Consider the following 26156-nt stretch of genomic DNA (forward strand, 5'->3'; position numbering starts at 1 on the left):
CCAAAAAGCCACGATACCCCTCAGGGGATCGCGGCTTTTTTTGACATAACCGTTATACGTTCTTCTGCATCATTTCGTGGGAATCGGCGGTATTCCGGTAAAAGAACCAGCATTCGTTCAGCAGTCTAATCTGACGGCAGTCCTTCTTGAAATAGGCCTTCATGAGCTGTTGGCGAAGCCATTGTGGCAAGGGTACCCCTCCTCTGCATGCTTCCTATGTATAGATAGCATATGGGGGAATACGCCCAAAGGTGCACGGTTAGTTTCGGTTAGCCAAGCCGAATTTCACAAAGCCGCTCGGAACCGGCGCTACTGCACCCGTTCTTCCTCTTCTTCATACCACTGTTCAAGCTGTGCCTGGAGCGCCCGGATTTCGGTCAGTAATGAGATTAGCGGATACTCCTTCTCTTGAATGGAGGCAAAAGCGCGCTCCAGCCGGTTAATGTACGCCAGCCCCGATTCCAGGTGATGCTCTTCGCGCAGTAGCTCCAGATTGTCACATTCGGCAACAGCCAGCGGCAGTCCTGGAACATTCTCGGCGGTCAGCTTGTCGATTTCTTTGTTCAGGCGAAGATTGAGGGCGCTTAGCTGGTAAGCATATTCCTCCGGCATCTCCACGAATAGCAGTTCCTGATCCTGCTGCATAATTACGTAACGCATTCTCGGCATCTTTCATTCTCCCTCCGAACTTGTCTTCCTTCTTGACAGTGTAGCCCATGGGCAAGTTACAATTCAAGTAGAGATCTGATTTTCTTAAGGAGAGGACCGTGAAGGAACGCTATGAACAGTATGAGCAACGAAGAGCTGCAGCTGTGGATCGAGCAGGTGTCGCTGAGCAGCTTTGGCGTGCCTTTCCGACATACGGCGAGCTTTAACAGTAGACTTACGACAACCGGCGGACGATATTTTACCAAGAGCCATAATATAGAGATTAACCCCCAGCAGCTGGCGATGTACGGACGGGAGGAGACGGAGCGAATCATCAAGCACGAGCTCTGCCACTACCATCTGCATCTGGCGAAGCGGGGCTACATGCACCGGGATACCGATTTCAAAACACTGTTGGCCCGCGTCGGCGGCAGCCGGTATTGTCAGACCCTGCCGGGAGCCAAGGCCCGCAAGCCGCAGCCTTACCGGTATAAGCTGGTATGCATTACCTGTGCCACCGAATATTTGCGCAAGCGCAGAGCCGATCCCGGGCGTTACCGCTGCGGTAAATGCTCCGGCAAGCTGAAGCTGGTTGCGTTAGAAGCGGGCGCGGGTCCGGCTACTTAATTTTTGATAACCAGACCTAGTAGTCCGGCAAAAGAAGCCGCCTGCTCCGCAGAGATGATGCAGCCCTCCAGATCCTGGAGATCCACTAGAAGGCCGGTGAACTCGCACTCGCTCAGGTCAACGCCCTTCAGCTTGCATCCTGCCAGCGTGGCCTGCTCCAGATTACATTCCGAGAAATACAGGTCTTTCAGGGTGGACTGGTAATAATCTGCGCTGACCAGCGAGCTGCGCTCGAAGGAGGCCCCTTTGAAGTTGGCAAAACGGAAGACCGCGAATTCCCCGATACATCCGGTAATGGATACATTTTGAAACCGCGCTCTGGTGAAGTCTGTGCCGATCAAGCGGCAATCCCTGAACTCGGTCCGGTGTATGAAGGCGTCGCTGAAATCTACATTGGACAGGTCGCAATGGTCGAAGATCACATCGGTAAGCTCAATGCGCTGCAGCGAGGATTCCGTGATGGTGACGTTTTTGAAAAGGGTCTTGTCGAAGGCTACCCGGGTAGCCTCCTGATATTCAATGAGCGCTCCTTCAATGAGGCAGCGGCTGAATTCGTCTTTGGAAGCAAGGGTGTGAATGTCCTGCGGCGTAAGCAGCCCGGGATCTGGGATTCTGGGTGGTTCTATCTTGTTACTCATGTCGGCCTCCTTGGGGTTAGATGAATTAACTATCCTGCGAAGCAGAGGGTTTGTCAATTGCCGGGGCAAGTTGTAAACGATCTCATAATCTCTCGCTCCCCGCTTGACTAACCTGTAGAATCATGATAAATTAATCCTTGTTCATGTTAATGTTCCCTGATAGCTCAGTTGGTAGAGCACTCGACTGTTAATCGAGTTGTCACAGGTTCGAGTCCTGTTCGGGGAGCCATTACTTGGAGAGATACCCAAGTGGCTATAAGGGGACCCTCTGCTAAGGGGTTAGACTGCGTAAGCGGTGCGAGGGTTCGAATCCCTCTCTCTCCGTTCTTGAATTAACACATAAGGAGCTCATATTGAGCTCCTTTTTTGCGTCCACCCAGCGGGAGTGGCTGAATCTCTGGATGATACGATCTCCCTGTCTGATGTCGTAATTCCATATAATCGATGTCGCATTTATCTACTAAAAATCCTGCTTATTATATGATACTTTATAGGTGATGTCAGAATAATGTATATGGAGGTGCAGGCGAGTGAGCATTAGGATTGGCAAGATCAGCTTTTGGCATGTACATGCCTGGGATTATACGAAGCAGGCTCAGGAGCATGGCGATACGGAAATTGCTGCGGTATGGGACGAGGATGCGGAGCGGGGCAGGAAGGCGGCAGAGAGCTTGAATGTCCCGTTCTGTGATTCATTGGATGACCTGCTTGCCCGGAAGGATATCGATGCCGTGATTGTCGACGCGCCAACCCATATGCACCGGGAGGTCATGATTGCGGCGGCCAGAGCAGGCAAGCATATCTTCACCGAAAAGGTTGTAGCTGCAACGCTGAGTGAGGTGAACGAAATCCTCTCAGAGGTCGAGGGCCATGGAGTGAAGCTAACCGTGTCCCTGCCACGGCTAAATGACGGTTATACGTTATCGGTTACAGACATTCTAAGCCAGGGACTGCTGGGGGAGATCACCTATGTCAGAGTCCGTTTATCCCATAACGGGGCAACGGCCAACTGGCTTCCCGAGCATTTCTATAGCCTGGAGCAATGCCAGGGCGGGGCTTTGATTGATCTGGGATGTCATCCCATGTATCTGACCAGGCTGTTTCTGGGTCAAGAGGTGACCGGAGTAAGTGCGAGCTTCGGATATGTGACGGGCAAGGAAGTGGAAGACAACGCAGTAGCGACGCTCTATACCGATTCGGGAGCGATCGGTGTGGTGGAAGCCGGCTTCGTGAATAGCTACTCACCTTTTACCATAGAAGTGCATGGAACGGAAGGAACTCTATTATATGGAACGCCTGAAGAGAAGCTGCTAGTGAGAAGTACCCAAGCGGCAGATCAAGGGGCTTCCTGGAACGATACGCCTGTGCTGGCCAATCGGGAGAGCGCTTTCCAGCAATGGGTCGCACACATCCAGAACAACACACTTGCTTCTGACAATATTCAAGCGGCAACCGAGCTTACCCGGTTAATGGAGGCGGCGAATCTCTCGGCGAAGACAGGACGGGTGGTCCGGTTAGCCGAATTGAAGTCTTGATTGGATCACTTATCCGGGTACAGAGCGCAGCTCAAGCAGGAGGTTAACATGAGCCCTTTTCCCTTCGAGATTATGTTTGAGAAGATGGATTTGCTGGAACGGCTGGATATCTCCATCCTGTGGGGACATTATGAAATTTCAGTGCTCCGGTTTCATTTGACCACTTTTCCGCCGGGTAAGGTCATTGATTTCCATAACCATGCTGAATTTGAATTTCATTTCATCCCGCGGGGCAAGGGAACGGTCATTCTTGGCGATCAGCGGTATCCTCTATCGGAGGGAATGCTCTATTTGACCGGACCTGGAGTCATGCACCGTCAGGAAGCGGATGCGGATGAGTCGATGGAGGAGTTATGTCTGCATGTCAATATTGCGGAGAAGCCCAGAGACGATGCAGATCCATGGGAGGTTGCGGAAGCAGAGGAATGTGTGGAGAAGCTGAGGAGGCTGCCGCTTATCCCTGCGCAGGATTATCACAGGGCGATGAAGTGTTTTCTGGAGGCCTATGAAGCCTGTGACGGCAAGCTTGCGGGATACTACACATCCATCAAGCATCTTGTGATCAGTATTTTGCTGAAGGTAACCAGAGCTTATGATACAGGCGGGATGGGCGCTGCGGCACCCGTACGGGATATGTTGACCTACCGCTATCAATATGCCGTTCAGTACATGGAAGCGAATTATTCATCAGCCGTGACGCTGGAGAATGTTGCGGAGAAGCTGAATATCAGCTCCAGACAGCTGCAGCGGATCTTTAAGCAGGTCCATCCGGATCAGACCTTCAGCCGGATTCTTGAAGAGATCCGGTTGCAGGCGGTGTGCAGCAAGCTTGAAGCCAGCAGCCTGTCGATCGAACACATCGCGGAGTCTGAGGGGTTCACCAATGCGACCTATCTGCATTCGGTATTCCGCAAGCGGCTGGGCATGACCCCGGCTGCATACCGCAAGGCCCGAAAAATACATGAACAGTGAGGATGAGAGACTATGAGCAAAGTGTATCGTGTTGGAGTTATCGGCTGTGGAGGAATTGCGAACGGGAAGCATTTGCCTGCCTTAAGCAGACAGGATAAGGTTCAAGTGGTGGCTTTTTGCGATATTATCAAGGAACGGGCGGAAGCGGCTGCTGAACAATTCGGCAGTGCGGAAGCAGCTGTCTACATGGACTATCAGGAATTATTGAAGGATGCTTCCATTGATATTGTTCATGTTCTTACGCCCAATGATGCGCATGCGGAAATATCCATTGCGGCCTTGGAAGCGGGCAAACATGTGATGTGTGAGAAGCCCATGGCCAAAACTGCGGCGGACGCCAAACGTATGGCTGAAGCCGCGAGACGTACAGGGAAGAAGCTGACCATAGGGTATGACAACCGGTTCAGACAAGACAGCCAGTATTTGAAAAAAGTCTGTGAAGCTGGCGAGCTCGGCCATATCTATTATGCCAAAGCACATGCCATCCGGCGCAGAGCGGTTCCGACCTGGGGAGTATTCCTGGATGAGGAGAAGCAGGGGGGCGGCCCGCTTATTGATATCGGAACGCATGCGCTGGATCTGACGCTCTGGATGATGGACAACTACAAGCCGAAGGTTGTGCTGGGGACCAAATACCATGAGCTCTCACAAAAAGAAGACGCTGCCAATGCCTGGGGACCCTGGGACCCGAAGAAATTCACCGTGGAAGACTCTGCGTTCGGGATGATTGTGATGGAGAATGGAGCGACCATTACGCTGGAAGCAAGCTGGGCGCTGAATTCGCTGGATGTGGATGAAGCCAAGTGCAGCTTAAGCGGAACCGAAGCGGGAGCGGACATGAAGAACGGTCTCAGGATTAATGGGGAAAACCATAGCAAGCTATACACGAATGAGATTGAGCTTGGTGCCGGGGGAGTAGCCTTTTATGAAGGCAAAGAAGAGAAATCTACGGATGTGGAACTGCGAAAGTGGATCGAAGCAATCGAACAGGATAAAGATCCGGTCGTGACTCCTGAACAGGCCTATGTGGTATCCCGGATACTTGAGGCTATCTATGAATCGGCGCAGACGGGGAAGGCGGTCTATTTGGACTAACGCTACACGACCCTTGCAAGACTATATCTGACAATAAGCCGGACCCCCGATGATCGAGGGCCGGCTTATTTACCGGTTCAATCCGTTACCCCTTTAATTAATTGAAGGAATGCTGCTGTAAAGAGACAAATGTTATATTAATTACGCAGAAAAAAAGTATTGTATAAGAAAAGGAAACAACTTCTAAAACATTCCTGCTTAAATATCCTCTGTTTTTCTCCTGTTTTCTGCGCATTTTTCGTAAACCTACAATAACCTACCGAATCCTACATATATCATGTTATGTAATATAACACCAACTATTGAATTTTGTATTAATTCCCACAATTATTAGTGACGTTCCTCTGACCTTGTGTTAATATAAATGACATCATAATCCAAGAATAGAGAAGCAGCACAGAGAAAGGGGTATTACGATGAATATGGGGAGAAGGGGATGGCGATGGAGTACTTCATTCAGCAACTAATAAACGGAATATCCGTAGGCAGTATTTACGCTCTGATCGCCCTTGGTTACACAATGGTGTACGGTATTATCAAGCTGATTAATTTTGCACATGGTGATGTATTTATGGTAGGGTCGTTCATCGGTCTGTACAGTGCCAAATACCTGGCGAATGCCGGAATGCCGCCGATCGTTGTACTGCTCTTGTCGCTGATAATCTCAATGACGATCAGTGCGCTGCTAGGTATCACTATTGAACGTCTGGCGTATAAGCCACTTCGTAAGTCCACACGGATTGCGGCGCTGATTACTGCGATTGGTGTATCCTTCCTGCTCGAATATACCGGAGTCTTGATCCTCGGGCCGCAGGCCAAGGGCTTCCCGGATATTATGGATAAGAAGCAGTATCATCTCTTCGGGTCTTCTATCCAAGTCGAATCCAATCAGATCATGATTCTATTGACCACCATTATTCTAATGTTAGTTCTGCAGTATATCGTTCGTTATACCAAGACGGGAAAAGCTATGCGGGCCGTATCCTTCGATGTAGAAGCGGCGCGGCTGATGGGCATCAATGTAGACCGCACCATTTCAGCCACCTTCGCCATCGGTTCGGCGCTTGCCGCTGCAGCGGGCGTGATTTTCGGCATGACGTACAATTCGGTTGATCCTCTCATGGGCGTAATGCCTGGGCTTAAGGCTTTTGTCGCGGCAGTGCTTGGAGGGATTGGAAGTATTCCGGGGGCGCTCGTCGGCGGATTGCTGCTGGGAACGGTTGAGACAGAGATATCTTCGCTGGGGTTCTCCTCCTGGCGTGACGGTGTAGCCTTTGCGGTACTGATTCTAATCCTTATCTTCAAACCATCCGGACTGTTTGGCAAGAATGTCCGGGAGAAAGTGTAGAGGGAAGCTGCCGTGAAAAAGATAAATAAAAAGTTCTGGCTGGGCATACTGATCGCCCTTGCGTTCTATGGAATCGTAAAGGTTCTTCTAACAACCGGAGTTCTTAGTGATGTGAATCAGTCTATGCTGCTGCTCATCGGGGTTAATATCATGCTGGCGGTGTCGCTGAACCTGATTACCGGGATTACCGGGCAGTTCTCCATTGGTCATGCCGGGTTCATGTCGGTGGGTGCGTATACGTCGGCGATCCTTACCCTTGACTACAATGTGCCGTTCATTCCTGCGATTCTTGCGGGCGGACTGCTGGCAGCGGTATTCGGTGTATTGATCGGGATGCCTACGCTCCGGCTTAACGGGGACTATCTCGCTATTGCCACGCTGGGGTTCGGTGAGATCATCCGCATCATTATGCTGAATACGGAATTTGTCGGCGGAGCTTCAGGGCTAAGCGGTATTCCGGCCAAAACCACCTGGACCATGCTCTTCTTCTTCACTCTGATCTCAGTCGTACTGATTAATAACTTCATTAGATCTACTCACGGCCGGGCCTGTATTGCGATCCGCGAGAATGAGATTGCCGCTGAGGCGATGGGGATTAATACGACACGCTACAAAATCATCGCCTTCACCATCGGTGCGCTGTTTGCCGGAATGGCGGGCGGCCTGTCGGCCCATACGTTCTATGTCATTACGCCGGGCAGCTTCAACTTCCTGAAGTCTTTTGAAATCATCGTCATGGTGGTTCTCGGGGGGCTGGGCAGTACCGCGGGCTCTATCGTGGGTGCGGTGTTTGTTACCCTGCTGTACACATACTTACGTGAATTCCCGGAATGGCGCATGATTATCTACTCGATTGTGCTCATTCTGATGATGATCTTCCGTCCGAGCGGCCTGCTTGGCGTAAGCAAATTCTCATTTGGCAAGTTCGGCAAAAAGGAGGCGAAGGCAAATGACACAATCGAGAGCAGCGGTACTCCTTGATGTGAAAGCGGCCAGCCGGGCCTTCGGCGGACTGAAGGCGGTCAGCGAGGTATCTCTTCATATTGATAAAGGCGAGCTGATTGGCCTGATCGGACCCAACGGTGCCGGTAAAACCACGCTGTTCAACCTGTTAACCGGAGTGTACCCGCCATCGTCGGGCAGCATTCTTTTGAATAATGAGTCCATCGGCGGGATGAAGCCCTACAAGATCAATCATAAAGGCGCTGCGCGTACGTTCCAGAACATCCGCCTGTTCACGGCTATGACTGTGCTGGAGAACGTTAAGATTGCCTTCCATCAGCATGCGAAGCACTCGTTGTTCTCTTCGATGCTACGTCTGCCGAAGCATTTCCAGGGCGAAGAGGAGATTACCCGGAAGGCGATGGATATTCTCAAAATTTTCAATCTGGCTGACCAGAGTGATGAGGTAGCGAGCAACCTGAGCTATGGGAATCAGCGGCGTCTGGAGATTGCCCGGGCGCTTGCGGCCGGACCCAAGCTGCTGTTGCTCGATGAGCCAGCAGCCGGGATGAACCCGAATGAGACGCGTGACCTGATGAATCTGATCGCCTGGATCCGGGAGGAGTTCGACCTGACCATTCTGCTGATCGAGCATGATATGTCACTGGTGATGGGGGTCTGCAGCCGCATCTACGTGCTGGACCGCGGAATTCTGATCGCTGACGGAACGCCGGCGGAGATCCGCAACAATCCGAAGGTCATCGAAGCGTATTTGGGACAGGAGGCGTAGCGCCATGCTTACAGTACAAGGGATTAATGTATATTACGGGGCCATTCATGCCCTGAAGGACCTTAGCATCACCGTGAAGCAGGGAGAGATTGTGACACTAATCGGTGCCAATGGCGCCGGCAAGTCTACGCTGCTCAAGACGCTCTCGGGGCTGCTGAAGCCCAAGACAGGAAGTATTGAATTCCAGAATAAATCGATAGTGAATCAAAGTGTACAGGCGATTGTCAAAGAAGGGCTGATCCATTGTCCCGAAGGACGGCGCGTATTCGCTAATATGTCGGTCGAGGAGAATCTCGAATTAGGCGCTTACCTGCAGGATGGAAGCAGCCTGGCTGCTGACTTCGGGAAGGTGTATAGCACCTTCCCGCGATTGCTTGAACGCAAGAAACAGCAGGCCGGAACCTTATCCGGCGGGGAGCAGCAGATGCTGGCGATGGGGCGTGCCATTATGGGCCACCCGAAGCTGCTGCTGCTGGATGAACCATCGATGGGGCTGGCGCCGCTGCTGGTCCAGGATATTTTTCGGATTATCAAGGAAGTCAACGATGCCGGAACCACTGTCCTGCTGGTCGAGCAGAATGCGCACCAGGCGCTCAAAATCGCCGACCGCGCCTATGTCCTGGAGACAGGCCGGGTAGTGCTTGAAGGGGATGCCAAGGAAATGGCCGATTCCGATGAGATCAAAATGGCTTATCTCGGGCACTAAGCAGGGTATCCATCCTACAACAGCATCACAGAAACAACATATATAAACTAAATAATCAGGAGGCTGGGAGAAACTATGAAGAAAATTGGGGCCATTATCTTGTCGACAGTATTGACTGCGGTATTAGCATCCGGCTGCGGCAACAACACAGAGAACAGCGGTAACTCTGCAAGCGGCGGCAACACTGCCGGAGGCACCATCAAGATCGGGGCTGACCTTGAGCTCACAGGCGGTCAGGCTTCTTTCGGCGACTCCGCATCCAAGGGCGCGAAGCTGGCGGTTGACGAGATCAACGCCAAAGGCGGTATACTCGGCAAGCAGCTGGAGCTGGTAGTTGCAGACAATGCATCGAAGTCTGAAGAAGCTACCCAGGCGGCACAGAAGCTGATCACGAGTGACAAGGTCGTGACCATTATCGGCGCATCCACTTCGACCAACACGCTGGGGATCGTTCCGGTAGCTACGGAGAAAAAGATTCCGCTCGTCTCGGTAGGGGCTACCAATCCGAAGGTTACTGTGGATGAGCGCAGCGGCAATGTCAATGAATATGTGTTCCGCGCGGCGTTCATCGATCCGTTCCAGGGTGAGGTAATGGCTAACTTTGCACTCGATTCCCTGAAGGCTAAGACGGCTGTCATCTATACCGATACTTCGTCTGACTACTCCAAGGGTCTGCAGAAGTTCTTCGAAGAGACCTTCAAGGCCAAAGGCGGCGAGGTGCTGAGCCAGGAGTCCTACCAGCAGAAGGATTCGGACTTCAAAGCAGTTCTGACCCGGATCAAAGCAGCGAACCCGGATGTCATCTACCTGCCTGGTTATTATGAAGAAGTAGGTAAAATTGTGAAGCAGGCCCGTGAGATGGGCATCACCGTTCCGTTCCTCGGCGGCGATGGCTGGGATTCCCCGCAGCTGGCGGAAATCGCTGGTGCCAAAGCGCTGGAAAACACGTTCATGTCCAATCACTACTCGCCTGAAGATACAGCTCCTGAAGTAACCAGCTTCGTGGATGCCTATAAAAAGGCTAACGGCGGAGCGGTTCCCGATGGTATGGCGGCCCTGGGCTATGATGCCCTGAAGCTGGTGGCTGATGCGATTACCCGTGCGGGTGAAGCTGATCCGGTCAAGATTACAGAAGCACTGGCAGCGACTAAGGATCTGCAGCTCGCTACAGGCAAAATCACCCTGAACGACAAGCATGACCCGGTCAAAGCCGCAGTTGTGCTGAAATTCGTGGACGGGAAGCAAACCTTCGAAACCAAGGTTAATCCTTAAGCTGCGAAATTGCATATACTGAGGTGAAGGGAACGGGGAGCCGGTCCGCAGGAGGCCAGGGAGCCTCTTGCCTCACCTTAACCGTGAAGAGGAAGGCCCCGAATGGGAGCCTTTCTTTTCGCATCTTACAGGGATACAATGTTGACTATACTAGAACAACTTTGAGGGGGAATCGGCATGATTATTGGCGTACCCGCAGAAATTAAGAATAACGAGAACCGCGTCGCCATCACGCCGGCCGGGGTGGAAGCACTCCGGAAGGCAGGTCATGAAGTATATATCCAAGCTTCTGCCGGAGCAGGCAGCGGCATGGGTGACAAGGAGTACTCAGATAAAGGTGCAGTGATTCTGGATACAGCTGCTGAGGTCTGGGGCAGGGCAGAGATGATCATCAAGGTGAAGGAGCCGCTGCCGGAGGAGTACGGTTATTTCCGCAAAGGCTTGATTCTCTTCACTTATCTGCATCTGGCACCTGAAGCGGAGCTGACCAAGGCACTGGTGGATAGCGGTGTAACCGCCGTGGGCTATGAGACGATTCAGCTTGAAGACGGCTCGCTGCCGCTGCTGATTCCGATGAGTGAGGTCGCCGGACGCATGGCGGTGCAGATTGGTGCCGGGCTGCTGGAGAAGCCGCATGGCGGCAAAGGCGTTCTGCTGGGCGGGGTACCTGGTGTACAGCCGGGTGAGGTTGTCATTGTCGGCGGTGGAATCGTTGGCACCAATGCCGCGAAGATCGCGCTGGGCATGGGGGCGCGCGTCACCGTGCTGGATCTGAATGCGGGCCGTCTGCGCGCGTTGGATGATATTTTTGGCGGACGGCTGGTGACCGTGATGTCGGATTCCTATCATCTGGAGCAGGCTGTGCGCCGGGCGGATCTGCTGATTGGGGCAGTGCTGATTCCTGGTGCCCGCGCCCCGAAGCTGGTTAAGGAGTATATGGTGAAGCAGATGGAAGAAGGCTCTGTCATCGTGGATGTTGCGATTGATCAGGGCGGGTCGATTGAGACCATTGACCGGATCACCACCCATGAGAACCCGACGTATGTGAAGCATGGCGTAGTCCATTACGCCGTAGCCAACATGCCTGGAGCGGTCGCCCGGACCTCGACACTGGCGCTGACCAATGTGACGATCCCCTATGCGCTGCAGATTGCTAACCGTGGCATCCATGAGGCTGCGGTGAAGAACGCGGCGCTTGCGCGCGGCCTGAATGTGGTAGCTGGACAGGTGACCAATGCTGCGGTGGCCGGCAGTCTGGGGTATGAATATGCGGATGGAATCCAGGTGCTGGCTGCGGGCGGGGGGAATTGATCTTAAGAGGGGAGAAGCAGAGAATGCATACTGTAGTTCTCCCCGTATTTTCCGGGAAAATTGACCTTCAAAAAAAGGCTTGTCAAATGGATTAAGGTTTGATATACTCATTTTTGTTGTCACGAAGAAAAACTTCAAATTTGGCTCGTTGGTCAAGGGGTTAAGACACCTCCCTTTCACGGAGGTAACATGGGTTCGAATCCCATACGAGTCACCAATATGCGGTAGTGGTGGAATGGCAGACACGCTATCTTGAGGGGGTAGTGGGTGTATACCCGTGGAGGTTCGAGTCCTCTCTACCGCATAATAGGAATGAGCAGAGACCTTTGGTTATCCAAGGGTCTTTGCTTTTTTGTGTTAGCTGCTGCGCCGGGGGAAGGGGTTCATGCCCCACAGCCAGTAACATTGATTGAGGAATGATGCAAGAAATGCAACAATACTGCTCCATAGAGGGCGGTCTATGCTGAAATCCTGCACAAAATACAACAAATCCAGTGCTAACTTGATCTAACCACCGAAATTTGTGCAAATCATGCAACATTGTACTTCATTGAGTAATCGGTATAGATGAATTCTTGCAAGAAGTGCAACAATTCTCTATACAAGCGGCCGCTGAGGGAAGGCATCAGCATCATTCACCCGTTAGGGTTAATTTGTATTTAGTTTTTTTGAAACTAAACAGTAGCGATACGCACATGACAATGTGTTTTGTATCCCTACTGTTTTTCTTTTATGATTGCAAAAAAACTTATCAAGGTGGAGATTTTTATGATAAGCAAATTAGGTTTTTCTTCAGATGACCGTTTATTAATTATTAATGCTGATGATTTCGGAATAACTAAGGGAACTAATGAAGCGATTGTTAGTTTATTTGAACAACAAGCTATAACCTCAACATCTATAATGTTTCCCTGTCCAGCAGCGCGGGAAGCCCTTGAATTAAGTAATCAAAAAGTCCTAGATAATATCGGGATTCATCTTACCTTAACAAGTGATGAGAATCATTCATATAGTCCAGTATTTCAAGAAAGGCCATTGAAAAGTCTAATTAATAAGGATGGTAATTTCCATAATGATATTTCGTACATAGAAAAAAATGCTGATGATGAAGTCAGAATTGAAATTTTCTAGAAATAACCTTTGATCTATGCGAGAAATATCGTCTCCCCTTTAACTTACCAACAAGAATAATTGAACAACCATTTTTTAATAACAAGCAAAAAGAAACTTTTCGCATTAGAATTAATTCAGGAAGAAAACGTGGGATCTTTTTAATTGATGATGTTATTTCTTTGCCATACTGCAATAAGCCCGTAGAATATGAAAAAATGAAGAGACAGTTGCTCACGCTACTAAAAATATTAAGCTAGCTGGTGACAATTACCTGAAACCTTTAGAATGGAAGAAACGAAGATGGATGAAAGGGAGATCCTATGTTACTGGAAACGGAAAGGCTAATTGTTCGTGAATTTTCAGAACACAATTGGAGCGATTTACACGAGTATTTGTCATTGGAGCAGGTGCTGAAATACGAGCCGGGCGGTGTAAGCAGTGAAGAGGAATGCAAGAATATGGCCAGGGAACGTGCGGAAGGAGATTGTTTCTGGGCAGTTAGCTTGAAGGAGACCAATAAAATGATCGGTCATGTTTATTTTGGGCAACAAGAGCCTGCTGAATTTAAAACATGGATGATAGGTTACATCTTCAACCCTAATTATTATGGAAAAGGCTATGCCACTGAAGCTTGCCAAAGGATTTTAGAATATGGGTTTAAAGAATTAGGAATTCATCGGGTGGTGGCTATGTGTAATCCTGAGAATGCGTCTTCCTGGAGATTGCTGGAGCGATTGAATATGCGCCGTGAAGGGCACTTCAAGAAAAAAGCCTTTTTCAAAAGAACAGATGACGGGCAGCCTATATGGCATGATGCGTACCAGTATGCGATTTTAAATGAAGAGTGGAGTTTTATCGTATAATCCTATCAATCTTGGAGACAATACTAGTAAACGCCTTATTGGGAGGTAGTCTACGGTAATGAATTACTCTGAGATCTATGATCTTCACCTTCGATTGTTAAAAGCTTACTCTGCCCATAACAACGGAGAGTACTCGGCCTATCAAAGGGAAATTGATTATTACAGAAATCAACTGCGTTTTGCTGAGGATATGGTGCAGAGGATCTTCGTTCTGAATCAATTGGTCAAGCTGCATGAGCAAGAGCGGGAGAGTATGATCCGGTGGTGTTCAGAAGCATATTTTCATAAAAATTACGATGTTAACGACTCACCGGACGGCAGTCTTGGATAATGCCAGCCGGTGAGTTTTTTATGCAGATGGAGTGGTGTGCGCGGGAAAAGAAGGATTTTACCAGGATCAGGTGGAATAACAGTAGTTACGAAAAGAATAATACCAAGACTTCTCACTTATGGAGAACTGCTGCCCCAACTGGAATTAAGATGGCGGCAGGTTCAACAACTCTGCGACTTGACGGCGGTATCTGTCTGCTTTGCGTGTGCCGTGAATCAGGTTGGACAGCCGATAGGGTGGGATGTCGTGTAATTCACAGAATTTCTTCTGGTCCAAGTGCAGTTCTGCCAGACGTTGCTTAATGGCCCAGCCGTAGGCAGTAATTGGGCGTTTGCTGTTCAGATTGCTCACCTCGTATCGACTATCCAGCCGGTATGATATAAAATAGGTAAAGATATAATAATAGTTAATTATATACTTTTTTACGTCATTTTTCAATAAAAAATAACGTTTTTACGTATTATATTTTTGGGGGAGGCAGTTGGCTGATGCAATCCATCTATGAACGTATTGAATTATTGATCAAACGGCAAGGAATTACGAAGAAATCCTTTTGTGCGCAGCTCGGAATCAGCACTGGCAATATGGGAGACTGGAAGCGTGGCAAATCTACACCTGGCACACATAAGCTGATTGAGATTGCTGCATTTTTTCATGTGAGCTTGGATTGGCTGATCCTGGGCAAACAGCCCCAGACGATTCAGGAAAGCGGCGAGGATTATTTTTTTGGCCAAATGCGGCAATTGAATTGCCAAACCGAGGAATTGCTGCCGGAGGAAAAGAACTTTATTAAGGAATATCTGGCCTTCACCAAGTACCGCAAGGATAAGGATACGAACGAAAATTCTTGAGCAGGCATCTTTACTTTTGAGCGCAACCGATTTATAATATTGAATGTTGGCCTCAAACAATTCTTCAACGTTAGACACACCGCGCGGTAGTGGTGGAATGGCAGACACGCTATCTTGAGGGGGTAGTGGGTGTATACCCGTGGAGGTTCGAGTCCTCTCTACCGCATATTTTTTCATAAAAGCCGAGATCCTTGATCATTCAAGGGTTTCGGCTTTTTTTGAACGCAAAAACACCCTTCGCACGGAGTTAATCCGGGTATGAAGGGTGTTTTTGTTGAACCCGCTCTAGCGCAGCAGCTTCTCGATATCCTCTTCGATCTGATCCGGTGTTGTCTGCGGGGCGAACCGCTTCAGCACACGGCCTTCTTGGTCCACCAGGAATTTGGTGAAGTTCCATTTGATACTCTTCGAGCCGAGTACCCCAGGTGCCTCTTTTGTCAGATACTTGAACAGGGGATGGGCGTCGGCGCCTTTGACATTGATTTTCTCGTACATCGGGAAGGATACACCGTAATTGATTTCGCAGAACTCGGCAATATCCTCGCTCTCACCCGGCTCCTGTCCGGCAAACTGGTTGCTGGGGAAGCCCAGAATCTCAAAACCGCGGTCTTTGAATTTATCGTACACTTCCTGGAGACCCTTATATTGCGGGGTAAGTCCGCACTTGCTGGCTGTATTCACGACGAGCAGAACCTTGCCTTTGTACTTGGAAAGTGATTCTTCCTGGCCCCGCAGGGTGTTGGCTTCAAAATCATGGACATTCATGAATGATTCCTCCCGAACATTGATTTATCACAATTTAATTGTACACTATTCACCGCCGGAAGCAAGTTTTAAAAGGTAACAATCTGCCGGGTCGTTTCAAAAATGTGAGGTTGTTTAAGTTAAGGGTAAGTGTTCTTACAAAAATTGTGTTAAAAAGGAGAGAGTTAAAAATGAGTACATTGAAATTAAAACCCCTATATACAGCTTCAGCCAAGGTTCGCGGAGGCCGTGAAGGTTCGGTGGAATCGTCCGACGGAGCGCTGAAGCATGATCTCAAAATCCCGAAGGAGCTTGGAGGTCCTGGTGGTGCAGGGACAAATCCGGAGCAGCTGTTCGCGGCGGGTTATGGTGCGTGTTATGAGAGTGCTCTTGCTAATATTGCCCGTAAAGAAGGCGTAAAGCTGCAGGATGTCGAGATTACCTCGAATGTGCTGATCGGCAAGGACGAGAGCGACGGAGGCTTCAAGCTGGCTGTGAAGCTGGATGTGAAGCTGCCGGGCATTGAGCGCTCTGTGGCAGAGGATCTGGCTAAGAAAGCCCATGACTTCTGCCCGTACTCCAAGGCGACTCGCGGAAATATTGAGGTTGAACTGAACGTTCTGTAGAAATAGATAACAATGTTCGATTGAATAGAATGGTTATCTGTAAGACCAGACATTGGATGTCTGGTCTTACATTATGTTGAGCGCAGAAACACGGGTAGGAATGGACAAAGATGGGAATAATGGCTAAATAGAGTCGGAGAAGGCCGGAAGTATGGTAAATAGCGTGCAGAGCCTGTACTTTGGTTGACATCACCCCGGAAATTCTTTAATATGTCTAAGTATCTGTTAATGTCGCGCGTGCTATTAACTACCAAAAATTTAAATAATGGGTGATGAAGATGTCTTACAAACCGAGTATTACGAATGTGACCAAAGCCAGCAGCAATGATAAGGAAGGATTGTATGAGTTCATTATCAAGCTTGCTGACGGAACGGAGTGCCGCGCGTTCTACAACCGGTTTCCGGAATGGAAAATGACGAACATCAGCCGTCTGCTCAAGACTCCTTGTCCGGTATGCCGCAAAGATTTCATTTGCAAATGCATGGATTCCTTCACTGCTGATTTCGAAGGGCAAATGACCGGGGACGAATGGATTAACAAAGCAATTGCTGAATAATTAGACGTACGGACGTTGTAGGCGCGGGAGCTATCCCGCGTTTTTTGTTTTTTTTCAAAAGGGGAGATGAAGGGTACACTAAGATTAAGAGGAAGGGGGCGGTGGATGTGGCTGAGGAGCGGAAGGAAATGCAGGGGGAATCTATTGTGCTAATTGATGGGGTCTGTCATCTGTGCCAGGGAATTGTCCGGTTCATTATTCCGCGTGATCCCAAGGCGCACTTCAAATTCGCCTCCTTGCAGAGTGAAGCGGCCCGGGAACTGCTTAAGGCAGGCGGTCTGCCCGAGCAGCAATTAGACACTGTGGTACTGATAGAGGACGGCAAGTATTATACGAAATCGGCAGCAGTGCTGCGGATTGCCCGTAGACTCCGGTTCCCGTGGCCCGCCGCCTATGTGTTCATCCTGATTCCAGGGCCGCTGCGTAACGCTATGTACAGGATTGTGGCCAGGAACCGCTACCGCTGGTTCGGCCGGGATGAGCAGTGTCTGCTGCCGACACCGGATATGAAGCGCAGATTTCTGTAGCTGGTAAGGGGGATTCTGAGGGATTCTCTCAAATAGTGGTGAAAAAGATATTGCTGACTTCTTATATATATGCTACTATAGCAGTAAATTACAGGAACAGTAACGGAAGCACCGTTCAATGACCGTATTCACGGTTATTGGCGGTGCTTTTTTTGCTGTTCTTTTTCCTATGTATTCAAGAGAGGAGGAGGAGTTCATGACGGCAAGAATCGTGCTTGCAGTTAGGGAGAGCCAATATATTGAACCGCTGCTTCATTACCTTCATCATAGCGAATATGGGGAGATGCTGCGGATTACGGCTTTCAGCAGACTGGACGCTTTTATGGAATTTATGACAGGTGACGAGCTGCCGGATGCGGTTGCCGGTGACCCCGCTTTCATTGAAGCCTGGCTGGTGGAAGGGAGAAGTACAGTTCCCTGGGCAGTCTTAAGCGAAGGCGGTGAATTGCCGAATGGCCGGGATCTGGCGGGGGGAAGGCATATTGCCAAGTATCAGGCACTACCGTCGCTGTTGGAAGCGATTCTCCAGCTGAGTGATCTGAAGCGGGTCCGGACGGCTGCTCTGCCTAAGGAAGCAACGCTGCTGCTCGGGATCGTCTCGGCCAGCGGCGGCAGCGGAAAAACAACGGTAGCGTTGAACCTGGCGAAGCAGCTTGGAGCGGTCGGCCTGTCTGTGTTCTATCTTAATCTGGAGAGTGTGGACAGCAGCGGATTCATCCTGCGGATGCCGGGGAGCCATGTTCCCGGTCTGGAGCGGCTCTTATATGAGCTTAAGGCCGGAGGAGCAGAGAATAAGGGGGGAAGAGGGCAGCCGAAATGGACTGATTATGCGTTCAGACATGATAGTCTGCGGTGTGATGCCTTCCGGCCTGTGGAGAACTTCAAAGAGATGCTCCAGATGTCCCGGCAGGACACACTGGATCTATTGGAGGGGCTTGCCGGAGCCGGGAGCTATGATGTGGTTATTGTAGACACCGGCGCTATTGAGGAGGAGCGGGCCCAGGCTGTTCTGAACAGATGCGGCGTTCTGCTGTGGGTGCTGAAGAATGACCAGGCCAGTATCCGCAAAACCGAACGCTGGCTGGATTATATTGCAAGTCCGCACTCCGGCATGCAGCCCGAGCTGGTGAACAGGAGCCGATTCGTAATGAACGGCTGCACCGGAGTCGAGAATGATCGGCCGCTATCCGCAGTACTCCGGCTGGATGCTGTACTTCCGTATATTCCATCCTGGGGGTTACAGCATTATGGAGAACTCTGCCTAAGCTCTCCCCAATTCATTGACGGCATTCAGCAGCTCTCCAGAGCTATAGTAGAGCCTGAATTGCCTGGGGTGTTCACCGGGATTCCTGTATGAATGAAGAGACGTTCCGCGCCCTGCGCAGCGACATCCGTGCAGGGCTGGATGTTACTTCGGTCATCGGGAATGATGAGCTGGCTGCTTATATCGAACGGATAATTCTGGAGCGGGAGCAATTACGCCTCCTGACTGCCCAGGAGAAGCACGAGCTGGTGAAGAAGCTATTCGATTCCTTCCGGGGGCTGGATATTCTCCAGCCGCTGGTGGATAATCCGGCGATTACCGAGATTATGATCAATAGCCATGAGGAGATTTTTATTGAGGAAGAGGGCATGATCCGCAGGCTGCCGCTGGCTTTTGAATCGGGGAGCAGGCTGGAGGATATCATTCAGATTATCGTCTCCGGCGTCAACCGTGTGGTCAATGAATCCTCGCCGATTGTGGATGCGCGGCTGCAGGACGGCTCGCGTGTCAATATCGTACTGCCGCCTGCAGCGCTGAAGGGTCCGGCCATGACCATCCGCAAATTCCCGGAGACACCGATGACGATGGCGGAGCTGGTAAGGCGTGAGGCGCTCTCGGAGGAAGCAGCTGAGTTGCTGCAGATTCTGGTTACTGCCAAATACAATATTTTCATCAGCGGCGGTACTGGCTCGGGCAAAACAACCTTTCTGAATGCTCTATCGCAGTTCATCCCGCCGCAGGAGCGTGTCATTACGGTGGAGGATTCGGCAGAGCTGCAGATCGTTACGGTTCCGAATCTGGTCTCCCTGGAGACCCGGAATGCCAACACAGAGGGGCGGGGGGAGATCACCATTCGTGACTTGATCCGCACCTCGCTGCGGATGCGGCCGAACCGTATTGTCGTCGGCGAGGTGCGGGGAGCTGAATGTCTGGATATGCTGCAGGCGATGAACACCGGGCATGACGGTTCGTTGTCAACGGGGCATTCGAATAGTGCGCTGGACATGCTCAGCCGGCTGGAGACAATGGTGCTTAGCGCTGCCGATCTGCCGGTAACCGTCGTCCGTCAGCAGATTAGCTCAGCGATCAATATATTCGTGCATCTGTCACGGCTGCGTGACCGTTCACGGCGGGTGATGGAGATCAGTGAAGTTGCTGGTATACGCAGTGGTGAAGTCATTCTGAATCCCCTATATGAATTTCGGGAATCAGGCGAACAGGATGGCCGGGTGCAGGGGAGGCTTGAGGTCTGCGGCCATCCGCTTCTGCATACAGACAAGCTGCGGATGGCCGGAATCCTTGATTATCCGCTCAAGCAGTATGAGAGTAGAAGCTCTGCTAGGGAGGAGAATGTACCTTGAACGTCATGAAGAAGAGAGACCGGCATCTCCCTGTAAGGCGAAGCAAAGGGATCATGAAGAGGACATCGCCCGTACTGCCGGTTGGCGCATCTCAAGGGGGAGAGCAGATGCTGTTGCCGGATTATACCGTATACGAGTTGACCTCCCTGCAAAGAATGATGGTCATTCTGGGTGCCGGAGCCTTGTTGTTCGGTATTGGTTACCTGTTCTATCACCGGCTGCTCCTGGCTGTACTGCTTGTCCCCGGAAGCGCCTATGGGCCGCGGCTGCTGCGCGAATATCTGCTGCAGCGCCGCCGGGCTGCGCTGAATCTGCAATTCAAGCAGATGCTGTTCTCACTCTCTTCGTCGCTCTCTGCCGGACGTTCGGTGGAGAATGCCTTCCGGGAAGCCGTGCAGGACCTGCGGATGCTTGACCCGGAGGGCGCAAGTGACATGATCTCTGAGCTGAATATCATCTGTGCCCGGATGGAGAACGGGGAGCCGATTGAAGATGCGCTGTACGAATTCAGCAAAAGAGCAGGAATGGAGGATGTGGAGCGCTTCGCAGATGTATTCATGGTCTGCAAGCGAACCGGCGGGGATCTGGTAGAGATCGTACGCTGCACATCATCCATCATCGGCGAGAAACTGGATATCCAGCAGGATATAGCGGTCAGTATAGCCCAGAAGAAATTCGAGGCGAAGGCGCTGCTGGTCTCTCCGCTGATGATGGTGATGTTCATGAGTCTGAGCGCCGGAGACTATATGGAACCTATGTACACAGGTGCAGGAATAGCGGTGTCTACACTGGCGCTGATTGCGCTGTTCCTCTGTTATCTCTGGACGAATAAGATCATGGATATTCCGCTGTGAAGGAGGGGGAGTGAAGGCGATGTCATTGATCTGTGGTGCCATTCTGCTCCTGCTCGCAGCAGGCTGGCTCATTCTGAGGATGAGATGCGGCAGCCGTTATACTGCGCTGCGGGAGCTGCCCATGGAAGGCCTGCGGCTGCGGCGGCTGGGTGAGCCTCTATTGTTACTTGTAGAGAAGGGCAGAATCGCCAGTTATCTCCCCTCCGTGATGTTCAGGATTCAACGCTCGCTGCAGCGGATCTATGGTATGCGCTACAGTGCAGAACGTACCTTGCTGTTCATGGGGGAGATGCTTAGCTACAGCTGGCTGCTTGCGGCAGGCGGAAGTGCGCTGACAATGCTTACGGGAGAGCAGGCGGGAATCATCCTCGGAGGGCTCTTGGCAGTTGCACTCCCGGTGGCGATGGTTAGCGATCTGCACAAAAAGGTACGTGTGCGGGAGCAGAATATTATGCTGGAGCTTCCTGAGCTGCTGAACAGTATTGTTCTGCTGGTCGGTGCGGGTGAGACCGTTCAGCGGGCGATTGTCCGCTGTGTGAACAGCCGTCATGGGGATAGCGCCCATCCGCTCTATGCTGAATTAATGAAGATGACAGCTGAATGGGACGGCGGTTACTCTTTCCAGCAAGCGTTCGAGAACTTCAGCAAGCGCTGTGCCGTGCAGGAGGTCTCCATCTTCACAACTACAGTGCTGCTTAATTACCGCAGAGGCGGGGCCGACTTTGTTCTGTCACTGCGGGATCTGTCACGGATGCTCTGGGAGAAGCGCAAGGCGATCAGCCGCACACGCGGCGAACAGGCATCGTCGAAGCTGGTTTTTCCGATGGTGGTTATCTTCTTGATTGTGATTGTGCTGGTGGGAACACCGGCGATTATGATGTTAAAAATGTAGGAGGTAGAGGCGTATGTTAACACAGATGGTAGAAGGAGCAAAGGGCTTTTGGAAAGATGAGGAGGGGCTGGGAACGTTGGAGATGATCCTGATCATTGCTGTGCTGATTGCGGTCGTTCTGGTATTCCGTGAGGAGATTGTGAAGGTGGTTAAGGATCTGATCGGTACTGCCGGAGATAAGAGCCAGGAAGTCTTTGAGTGATTCCGCTGCGGGAGGATGAGGGGAGCTTCACTATCGAAGCTTCGCTTCTGCTGCCGATTGTTATGGGGATTACGATGGTACTGCTGTTCTTCTCCTTATATACCTATCAGAAGTCGATGCTGCTTCAGATTGCCTCAGCTACTACCGAACGGGCTGCTTATAACTGGGAGAATAGCAACCGGGCTACAAGCGGAGAATTTCAAACCGGAAATGCTGATCCGCTGTACTGGAAGATCGGTGAGGACGGACTGTTGGCTTCGCTATTCGGTTCAGGAGCAGAGAATGGCAGTACGGCCATTACACTGCCTGGTAATGCTGAAGAAGGAGGGCCCCTGCCGGTAGTGAAGCTTCGCCGGGCAGCACAGATGGTACCTGCCGGATTGCAAGGGAAAATGAGCTACGTCTACGGATTGACAGGCCGCAGAATCAGTACGGAGCTGAAGAAAGTGCTGAGTCTGCCTGTTCTGGACACTATGCTGGCCGATGGAGCCGTACCTGAGGTGTATGCACGCTCCTACGTTACGGAGCCTGTTGAATTCATAAGAACAGTGGATCTTATGCGTTACTACGGGTCGAAGTTCAAACAGCATTCCTCCGCCGGTAAGGAGGGGAGCGGCATGGAGAAAAAGCATGCAGCACTGATGCTGGATAAGCTGAAGTAAGGATGGCTGATGTTGGAGCGGCCAGTGCCGGGGTTGTTCAAGAATATGGTTAAGGGGAAGTTCGGATGCGTCTTTTCAGTCACGGGAGGTTCTTAAGCAAGCCGCCTCGCCGGAGCCGCTGCTTGGATTATAGAGGTAATCCTATGAACAGTACTGCGGGCAAAGGGTTAACCGGAGATATATTCAGAGGTCTCCGTTCAGCGGAAGGATCGGTATCAATCTTTCTTATTATGGTGCTAGCGTTTGTATTTCTTTTTAATGCAGTGCTGATCGATTACGCACGGATTGCGGCGGTGAATGTGCAGGAGGAACGTCTGGCGAGAGCCGCTATACGCTCTGTAATGTCAGCTTATGACATTGAGCTGCGAGAGAACTATGGCTTATTTGCCTACGGCGGCGGGGACGGCAATCAGCTGCTATCGAAGGTGCTTAACGATAATCTGTACGAGAGCGGGCGTGGGGATGCTTTTAACCTGCTGCCCGTGATGGTGGACTCCTCCTCGCTGGACTGGAGCCGTCCGCTAGGCACCTATGAGGTCTTCCGGCGGCAGATTATAGAAGAGATGAAATACAAAGCGCCGGTTGATTTCGCCCTGGAACTGGCTGGCAAGCTTAAGCCGTTATCGGCAGCGATGACTGAGGCTTCACGGACAACAGAGATACTGGGTGACTTGCAGCCCTTATATGATCAGCGTGAGGAAGCGCTGGATCTCATGCTGAAGAAGCGCAAGGAAGCTGCTGACAGTGCACAGAACCTGCAGAAGCTTCTGATGAATCCTCCGGGTGACAGTATTCCGGCACGTTCGCTTGCTTCCTTGGCCGCAAGCTCCGATATCCCGGCGATGTACGGAGATTATGTCAACAAATACTATGACGATTATTACCGTCCCCCCAAGACATGGCCGAAGTACACGGCAGTGCTATCGCAGTATCAGGTTCAGGTTGTTGAAGTAACAGGCAAGATACCGGCAGTGCTGGCTGACTTCCAGGAGAAAAACAGCCATCTGCTGGATGAAGCAGAGGCTGCGCTTGAGCAGGTGAACGCGCTGAACCTTCAGATGAAGAGTGTCATTGATCAGGCAGAGGCGGATGCCAGTGCTGCGGGGGATGATCCTGCCCGCAACTGGGACATTCCGGACACGGCCGGGGAGCTTAGCTCAGAGCCCCTGAAGAAGCTAAGAGCACAGGTGGAGGGACTTATCCTTCCTCCAGCTGAGCTTAGCGAGCTGGGGAATAACATCGGGGTACAGCGAAGTACCGCGCTTCCCTTGGAGCCACTGGTCTCCGGCTTGCCGGCTACATTAATTACAGCATCCGGGTTGTATGCCGACTATTCTCTTATGAGTACAGGGGTTCTTAATGCTTCCAGGGCTGTTCACGGCTATATAAGCAGCTACGGGCAACACGGTACTGTTATAACGCAGGAAGCGGCACAGATTGAGAGCCGCCGCACTGCTGACAGCCAGCGCAAGCAGTTAGAAGGGCAGGCGAAGAAGAAGCTTGGCGATGCCATGAAGCTGCTGGATCAGATCCGCGCGCTGGGAAGCAGCGCACAGGAAGCGATGGAGCAGTATGGTAGTCTGCGTCAATACTACCAGCAGAATGTGGTCTTTAACGAAGGTCTGGAACAGGAGCCGGGGGCTGCTGTGAATACTGGCGATCAATACGCTGCGGGCAAGACGTCCATGAAAGATATGGATGGGATATATGCTGCAATGGGCATTGTGCTGGCAGGAGCCAGAGACCGGCTATACCAGACAGAGTATTCTGCGATGTATTTCCGGCATTTTGATCTGTCTGCGCTAACCTCCCTGGCCTCCGGGTCTGCTGAAGGATTCGGTGAGCAGCTGGGAGAGCAGCTGAAGCCGCAGGCGCAAGAGCTGGAATATATTTTATACGGATTCTATAATCCTGCAGGCAATGTGGCAGCCGCTTATGGCGAGATCTTTGCTCTGCGGCTGGCTGTGCGGACAATGGAAGGACTGATTGAGAAAGCCGGTATGGGTAATCCGCTTGTCGTCCTGGCTGCTGCACTGCTGTACGGCATTGAGCAGGCTATACAGGATATGATACAGCTCTGCACCAAGGGGGAGATTCCCTTATCCAAATATATGACCGCACAGCTCAGCTATCGTGACTATCTTCGGCTGTTCCTCTTATTGCATGGGGGAGGGGAAGAACAGTTGTCCCGGATGCTTGCGCTGATCCGCCTGAATACCGGTATCAATCCGGTAGAGAAATATACATATGCCTCCGCCGGGATCACGATGGGGATGCAGCTTTGGTTTCTGCCGGGTGTAGTGAAGCTGGTGAATTACAGTGCCGGACTGCCAGGGGATGTGCGGGGAAAAGTTTATTTCAGACAAGCAGTGGCTGACTTTTCTTACTGAAGGGGGACGGTAGAATGAAGCGGTGGCTGAGGAAATCGCCGGGCCCTAAGGATGAAGGCAGCATGGTTGTGGAGGCGGCACTGATTCTGCCAGTGTTCCTGTTATTTGTCCTGTTCCTCATCTTCATAATTCAAATGACCTTGTATTCTACAGCACTGCAGAGTACGGCTTCTGACACTGTCAAAATAATCTCAACCCATATGTATCCAGCAGCGCTGGCAATGCAGCAGCAGGAGGTGGAAGGTGGAGGAGATAAAGCCGAAGAAGCAGGTGAGGGTGAGCACTCAGATGATGCGGACTTCTCCGGCATCTGGAGCATACCTCGGCTGTCAATAACGGAGTGGAGTGAGGACTACGTGGAGAAGCTTCCGCAGCCGATGGAATCCTGGGTCAAGGCTATGGTCCGGGAGGGAGAAGGGCCGCTGCAGAAGGTGCAGGCGGGAGCATCGGAGGCTGCGCTGGATCTGGTGCTTAAGCCGATGCTGCGGCCTTATCTGTCCTCAGACCTGCTTGAATATAGCAGAATTCATGTGTCTAATGTCACTGTACCTGATCTGAGAAAAGGGACACAGCCGTATTTCGGTATGGTAGTCAGCTATGAGCTGCCAATGCGAGTCCCGTTCCTGAATGAAAAAATCGTACTGGAGGCCAGCGCAGTTGAACGCTTATGGGTCGGCAACACCGATTCTTCCGGGGAAGGAAATACGGCTGAACCTGCTGAGGAGGCCGGGACCATTGTGATCCTGGAGAAGCCGAATCCGGGAGTAGCGAATCACCAGGGTATCATCAAGGTGAAGGTGCCTCCCGGGGCATCGGCCAATCTGTCGATCTTCTATAAGAGCGGCCAGAGTACTGCCAAGTATCTGGGCTGGAAGCAGGCGGATGAACACGGGTACATCGAATGGGAATGGAAGATCGGCGTGAATACTACGCAGGGTACCTGGCCTTTCGTGGTTAGTCTGGCTGATGGAACTACGCTTCAGGCGACTTTTACAGTGGTCAAAAAATAAAAGAGTAGAGAAAAGAGGAGCACGG

30 protein-coding genes and 5 tRNA genes are annotated in these 26156 nt (G+C 51.3%); 30 read left to right on the plus strand and 5 right to left on the minus strand.

The features are described from left to right. Positions 1 to 52 precede the first annotated feature (52 nt). Together cmpA and NST43_RS04380 are read right to left on the minus strand one after the other, a co-directional pair. On the minus strand, positions 53 to 190 hold the full coding sequence (cmpA, locus tag NST43_RS04375) for a cortex morphogenetic protein CmpA (RefSeq protein WP_209991675.1): 138 nt from the start codon (positions 188 to 190) through the stop codon (positions 53 to 55). A gap of 119 nt (positions 191 to 309) precedes the next feature. Further along, positions 310 to 669, minus strand: a complete 360-nt coding sequence (locus NST43_RS04380; protein WP_339222784.1) for a hydrolase/acyltransferase — start codon at positions 667 to 669, stop codon at positions 310 to 312. Positions 670 to 789: 120 nt separating this feature from the next. On the opposite strand from NST43_RS04380, the gene NST43_RS04385 reads away from it, so the two are divergent. Continuing rightward, positions 790 to 1275 carry a SprT family protein gene (locus NST43_RS04385; RefSeq protein WP_339225332.1) on the plus strand — a complete coding sequence of 162 codons (486 nt, stop codon included), beginning with the start codon at positions 790 to 792 and terminating at the stop codon, positions 1273 to 1275. Here NST43_RS04385 and NST43_RS04390 read toward each other — a convergent pair. Further along, positions 1272 to 1913, minus strand: coding sequence for a pentapeptide repeat-containing protein (locus tag NST43_RS04390; RefSeq protein ID WP_339222785.1), 642 nt, complete (start codon positions 1911 to 1913; stop codon positions 1272 to 1274). The genes NST43_RS04385 and NST43_RS04390 overlap by 4 nt on opposite strands. 153 nt (positions 1914 to 2066) lie before the next feature. Between NST43_RS04390 and NST43_RS04395 the strand changes: the two genes are divergently transcribed. The 16 genes from NST43_RS04395 (at position 2067) to NST43_RS04470 (ending at position 14191) form a co-directional block, all read left to right on the plus strand. After that, a tRNA-Asn gene (locus tag NST43_RS04395) sits at positions 2067 to 2142 on the plus strand. Between the two features lie 6 nt (positions 2143 to 2148). Beyond that, positions 2149 to 2237, plus strand: a tRNA-Ser gene (locus tag NST43_RS04400). 206 nt (positions 2238 to 2443) lie between these two features. Continuing rightward, entirely contained in the window at positions 2444 to 3448 is a 1005-nt protein-coding gene (locus tag NST43_RS04405) for a Gfo/Idh/MocA family oxidoreductase (protein WP_339222787.1), read from the plus strand. A gap of 48 nt (positions 3449 to 3496) precedes the next feature. Continuing rightward, the gene (locus NST43_RS04410; RefSeq protein WP_339222789.1) at positions 3497 to 4420 is read left to right on the plus strand and encodes a helix-turn-helix domain-containing protein; all 924 of its coding nucleotides are present in this window, start codon (positions 3497 to 3499) and stop codon (positions 4418 to 4420) included. A gap of 12 nt (positions 4421 to 4432) precedes the next feature. Then, a complete protein-coding gene (locus tag NST43_RS04415; protein ID WP_339222790.1) occupies positions 4433 to 5515 on the plus strand; it encodes a Gfo/Idh/MocA family oxidoreductase in 1083 nt (360 codons plus the stop codon). Between the two features lie 442 nt (positions 5516 to 5957). After that, entirely contained in the window at positions 5958 to 6863 is a 906-nt protein-coding gene (locus NST43_RS04420) for a branched-chain amino acid ABC transporter permease (protein WP_209991668.1), read from the plus strand. A 12-nt stretch (positions 6864 to 6875) separates the two neighbouring features. Then, a complete protein-coding gene (locus tag NST43_RS04425; RefSeq protein ID WP_339222791.1) occupies positions 6876 to 7844 on the plus strand; it encodes a branched-chain amino acid ABC transporter permease in 969 nt (322 codons plus the stop codon). Next, entirely contained in the window at positions 7813 to 8595 is a 783-nt protein-coding gene (locus tag NST43_RS04430; protein ID WP_339222793.1) for an ABC transporter ATP-binding protein, read from the plus strand. The genes NST43_RS04425 and NST43_RS04430 overlap by 32 nt, the downstream gene beginning before the upstream one ends. 4 nt (positions 8596 to 8599) lie before the next feature. Beyond that, complete coding sequence (locus NST43_RS04435; protein WP_339222794.1) at positions 8600 to 9301, plus strand: ABC transporter ATP-binding protein; 702 nt, start codon at positions 8600 to 8602, stop codon at positions 9299 to 9301. Positions 9302 to 9376: 75 nt separating this feature from the next. Further along, positions 9377 to 10573, plus strand: coding sequence for an ABC transporter substrate-binding protein (locus tag NST43_RS04440; protein ID WP_339222795.1), 1197 nt, complete (start codon positions 9377 to 9379; stop codon positions 10571 to 10573). Positions 10574 to 10750: 177 nt separating this feature from the next. Then, positions 10751 to 11884 carry an alanine dehydrogenase gene (ald, locus tag NST43_RS04445; protein ID WP_339222796.1) on the plus strand — a complete coding sequence of 378 codons (1134 nt, stop codon included), beginning with the start codon at positions 10751 to 10753 and terminating at the stop codon, positions 11882 to 11884. Positions 11885 to 12026: 142 nt separating this feature from the next. Next, positions 12027 to 12101, plus strand: a tRNA-Glu gene (locus NST43_RS04450). Positions 12102 to 12105: 4 nt separating this feature from the next. Beyond that, positions 12106 to 12188, plus strand: a tRNA-Leu gene (locus tag NST43_RS04455). Positions 12189 to 12652: 464 nt separating this feature from the next. Continuing rightward, positions 12653 to 13015, plus strand: a complete 363-nt coding sequence (locus NST43_RS04460) for a ChbG/HpnK family deacetylase (protein WP_339222798.1) — start codon at positions 12653 to 12655, stop codon at positions 13013 to 13015. 302 nt (positions 13016 to 13317) lie between these two features. Continuing rightward, the gene (locus NST43_RS04465; RefSeq protein ID WP_339222799.1) at positions 13318 to 13860 is read left to right on the plus strand and encodes a GNAT family protein; all 543 of its coding nucleotides are present in this window, start codon (positions 13318 to 13320) and stop codon (positions 13858 to 13860) included. Between the two features lie 58 nt (positions 13861 to 13918). Beyond that, positions 13919 to 14191, plus strand: a complete 273-nt coding sequence (locus NST43_RS04470; protein ID WP_339222801.1) for a hypothetical protein — start codon at positions 13919 to 13921, stop codon at positions 14189 to 14191. Positions 14192 to 14335: 144 nt separating this feature from the next. Here NST43_RS04470 and NST43_RS04475 read toward each other — a convergent pair whose 3' ends face one another. Further along, on the minus strand, positions 14336 to 14533 hold the full coding sequence (locus tag NST43_RS04475; RefSeq protein ID WP_036697411.1) for a hypothetical protein: 198 nt from the start codon (positions 14531 to 14533) through the stop codon (positions 14336 to 14338). A 146-nt stretch (positions 14534 to 14679) separates the two neighbouring features. Here NST43_RS04475 and NST43_RS04480 point away from each other — a divergent pair, with 146 nt between their 5' ends. Continuing rightward, positions 14680 to 15042 carry a helix-turn-helix domain-containing protein gene (locus NST43_RS04480; RefSeq protein WP_209991661.1) on the plus strand — a complete coding sequence of 121 codons (363 nt, stop codon included), beginning with the start codon at positions 14680 to 14682 and terminating at the stop codon, positions 15040 to 15042. 83 nt (positions 15043 to 15125) lie between these two features. Continuing rightward, positions 15126 to 15208: transfer RNA gene (locus NST43_RS04485), tRNA-Leu, on the plus strand. A gap of 119 nt (positions 15209 to 15327) precedes the next feature. Here NST43_RS04485 and NST43_RS04490 read toward each other — a convergent pair. After that, positions 15328 to 15807, minus strand: a complete 480-nt coding sequence (locus NST43_RS04490) for a glutathione peroxidase (RefSeq protein WP_036697153.1) — start codon at positions 15805 to 15807, stop codon at positions 15328 to 15330. Between the two features lie 170 nt (positions 15808 to 15977). On the opposite strand from NST43_RS04490, the gene NST43_RS04495 reads away from it, so the two are divergent. From NST43_RS04495 to NST43_RS04545, 11 genes are all read left to right on the plus strand, one after another. Continuing rightward, the gene (locus tag NST43_RS04495; protein WP_036697152.1) at positions 15978 to 16412 is read left to right on the plus strand and encodes an organic hydroperoxide resistance protein; all 435 of its coding nucleotides are present in this window, start codon (positions 15978 to 15980) and stop codon (positions 16410 to 16412) included. 278 nt (positions 16413 to 16690) lie between these two features. Then, the gene (locus tag NST43_RS04500; protein ID WP_036697149.1) at positions 16691 to 16969 is read left to right on the plus strand and encodes a hypothetical protein; all 279 of its coding nucleotides are present in this window, start codon (positions 16691 to 16693) and stop codon (positions 16967 to 16969) included. Positions 16970 to 17097: 128 nt separating this feature from the next. Continuing rightward, complete coding sequence (locus tag NST43_RS04505; RefSeq protein WP_209991730.1) at positions 17098 to 17496, plus strand: thiol-disulfide oxidoreductase DCC family protein; 399 nt, start codon at positions 17098 to 17100, stop codon at positions 17494 to 17496. Between the two features lie 196 nt (positions 17497 to 17692). Next, positions 17693 to 18853 carry a hypothetical protein gene (locus NST43_RS04510; RefSeq protein ID WP_339222805.1) on the plus strand — a complete coding sequence of 387 codons (1161 nt, stop codon included), beginning with the start codon at positions 17693 to 17695 and terminating at the stop codon, positions 18851 to 18853. Continuing rightward, on the plus strand, positions 18850 to 20121 hold the full coding sequence (locus tag NST43_RS04515) for a CpaF family protein (protein ID WP_339222806.1): 1272 nt from the start codon (positions 18850 to 18852) through the stop codon (positions 20119 to 20121). Before NST43_RS04510 ends, NST43_RS04515 begins: the two co-directional genes overlap by 4 nt. A gap of 53 nt (positions 20122 to 20174) precedes the next feature. Further along, on the plus strand, positions 20175 to 20975 hold the full coding sequence (locus tag NST43_RS04520; protein ID WP_339222808.1) for a type II secretion system F family protein: 801 nt from the start codon (positions 20175 to 20177) through the stop codon (positions 20973 to 20975). Between the two features lie 19 nt (positions 20976 to 20994). After that, complete coding sequence (locus NST43_RS04525; RefSeq protein WP_339222809.1) at positions 20995 to 21867, plus strand: type II secretion system F family protein; 873 nt, start codon at positions 20995 to 20997, stop codon at positions 21865 to 21867. A 13-nt stretch (positions 21868 to 21880) separates the two neighbouring features. Continuing rightward, on the plus strand, positions 21881 to 22069 hold the full coding sequence (locus tag NST43_RS04530; protein ID WP_209991656.1) for a Flp1 family type IVb pilin: 189 nt from the start codon (positions 21881 to 21883) through the stop codon (positions 22067 to 22069). Further along, positions 22066 to 22731 carry a TadE family protein gene (locus NST43_RS04535; protein ID WP_339222811.1) on the plus strand — a complete coding sequence of 222 codons (666 nt, stop codon included), beginning with the start codon at positions 22066 to 22068 and terminating at the stop codon, positions 22729 to 22731. Before NST43_RS04530 ends, NST43_RS04535 begins: the two co-directional genes overlap by 4 nt. A gap of 230 nt (positions 22732 to 22961) precedes the next feature. Continuing rightward, complete coding sequence (locus NST43_RS04540; RefSeq protein WP_339222813.1) at positions 22962 to 25121, plus strand: hypothetical protein; 2160 nt, start codon at positions 22962 to 22964, stop codon at positions 25119 to 25121. A gap of 14 nt (positions 25122 to 25135) precedes the next feature. Further along, on the plus strand, positions 25136 to 26131 hold the full coding sequence (locus tag NST43_RS04545) for a TadE/TadG family type IV pilus assembly protein (RefSeq protein ID WP_339222814.1): 996 nt from the start codon (positions 25136 to 25138) through the stop codon (positions 26129 to 26131). The last annotated feature ends 25 nt before the right edge of the window (positions 26132 to 26156 follow it).

It is taken from the genome of Paenibacillus sp. FSL H8-0332, from assembly GCF_037963835.1.
GTDB classification, from domain to species: Bacteria; Bacillota; Bacilli; order Paenibacillales; family Paenibacillaceae; genus Paenibacillus_AQ; species Paenibacillus_AQ rhizoplanae.

Coding starts and splice junctions, on each gene's coding strand:
- NST43_RS04380 (WP_339222784.1), bottom strand. CDS start 669: ATGCCGAGAATGCGTTACGTAATTATGCAGCAGGATCAGGAACTGCTA.
- NST43_RS04385 (WP_339225332.1), top strand. CDS start 790: ATGAGCAACGAAGAGCTGCAGCTGTGGATCGAGCAGGTGTCGCTGAGC.
- NST43_RS04390 (WP_339222785.1), bottom strand. CDS start 1,913: ATGAGTAACAAGATAGAACCACCCAGAATCCCAGATCCCGGGCTGCTT.
- NST43_RS04410 (WP_339222789.1), top strand. CDS start 3,497: ATGAGCCCTTTTCCCTTCGAGATTATGTTTGAGAAGATGGATTTGCTG.
- NST43_RS04415 (WP_339222790.1), top strand. CDS start 4,433: ATGAGCAAAGTGTATCGTGTTGGAGTTATCGGCTGTGGAGGAATTGCG.
- NST43_RS04420 (WP_209991668.1), top strand. CDS start 5,958: ATGGAGTACTTCATTCAGCAACTAATAAACGGAATATCCGTAGGCAGT.
- NST43_RS04430 (WP_339222793.1), top strand. CDS start 7,813: ATGACACAATCGAGAGCAGCGGTACTCCTTGATGTGAAAGCGGCCAGC.
- NST43_RS04435 (WP_339222794.1), top strand. CDS start 8,600: ATGCTTACAGTACAAGGGATTAATGTATATTACGGGGCCATTCATGCC.
- NST43_RS04440 (WP_339222795.1), top strand. CDS start 9,377: ATGAAGAAAATTGGGGCCATTATCTTGTCGACAGTATTGACTGCGGTA.
- ald (WP_339222796.1), top strand. CDS start 10,751: ATGATTATTGGCGTACCCGCAGAAATTAAGAATAACGAGAACCGCGTC.
- NST43_RS04460 (WP_339222798.1), top strand. CDS start 12,653: ATGATAAGCAAATTAGGTTTTTCTTCAGATGACCGTTTATTAATTATT.
- NST43_RS04465 (WP_339222799.1), top strand. CDS start 13,318: ATGTTACTGGAAACGGAAAGGCTAATTGTTCGTGAATTTTCAGAACAC.
- NST43_RS04470 (WP_339222801.1), top strand. CDS start 13,919: ATGAATTACTCTGAGATCTATGATCTTCACCTTCGATTGTTAAAAGCT.
- NST43_RS04480 (WP_209991661.1), top strand. CDS start 14,680: ATGCAATCCATCTATGAACGTATTGAATTATTGATCAAACGGCAAGGA.
- NST43_RS04490 (WP_036697153.1), bottom strand. CDS start 15,807: ATGAATGTCCATGATTTTGAAGCCAACACCCTGCGGGGCCAGGAAGAA.
- NST43_RS04495 (WP_036697152.1), top strand. CDS start 15,978: ATGAGTACATTGAAATTAAAACCCCTATATACAGCTTCAGCCAAGGTT.
- NST43_RS04500 (WP_036697149.1), top strand. CDS start 16,691: ATGTCTTACAAACCGAGTATTACGAATGTGACCAAAGCCAGCAGCAAT.
- NST43_RS04505 (WP_209991730.1), top strand. CDS start 17,098: ATGCAGGGGGAATCTATTGTGCTAATTGATGGGGTCTGTCATCTGTGC.
- NST43_RS04510 (WP_339222805.1), top strand. CDS start 17,693: ATGACGGCAAGAATCGTGCTTGCAGTTAGGGAGAGCCAATATATTGAA.
- NST43_RS04515 (WP_339222806.1), top strand. CDS start 18,850: ATGAATGAAGAGACGTTCCGCGCCCTGCGCAGCGACATCCGTGCAGGG.
- NST43_RS04520 (WP_339222808.1), top strand. CDS start 20,175: ATGAAGAGGACATCGCCCGTACTGCCGGTTGGCGCATCTCAAGGGGGA.
- NST43_RS04525 (WP_339222809.1), top strand. CDS start 20,995: ATGTCATTGATCTGTGGTGCCATTCTGCTCCTGCTCGCAGCAGGCTGG.
- NST43_RS04530 (WP_209991656.1), top strand. CDS start 21,881: ATGTTAACACAGATGGTAGAAGGAGCAAAGGGCTTTTGGAAAGATGAG.
- NST43_RS04540 (WP_339222813.1), top strand. CDS start 22,962: ATGGTGCTAGCGTTTGTATTTCTTTTTAATGCAGTGCTGATCGATTAC.
- NST43_RS04545 (WP_339222814.1), top strand. CDS start 25,136: ATGAAGCGGTGGCTGAGGAAATCGCCGGGCCCTAAGGATGAAGGCAGC.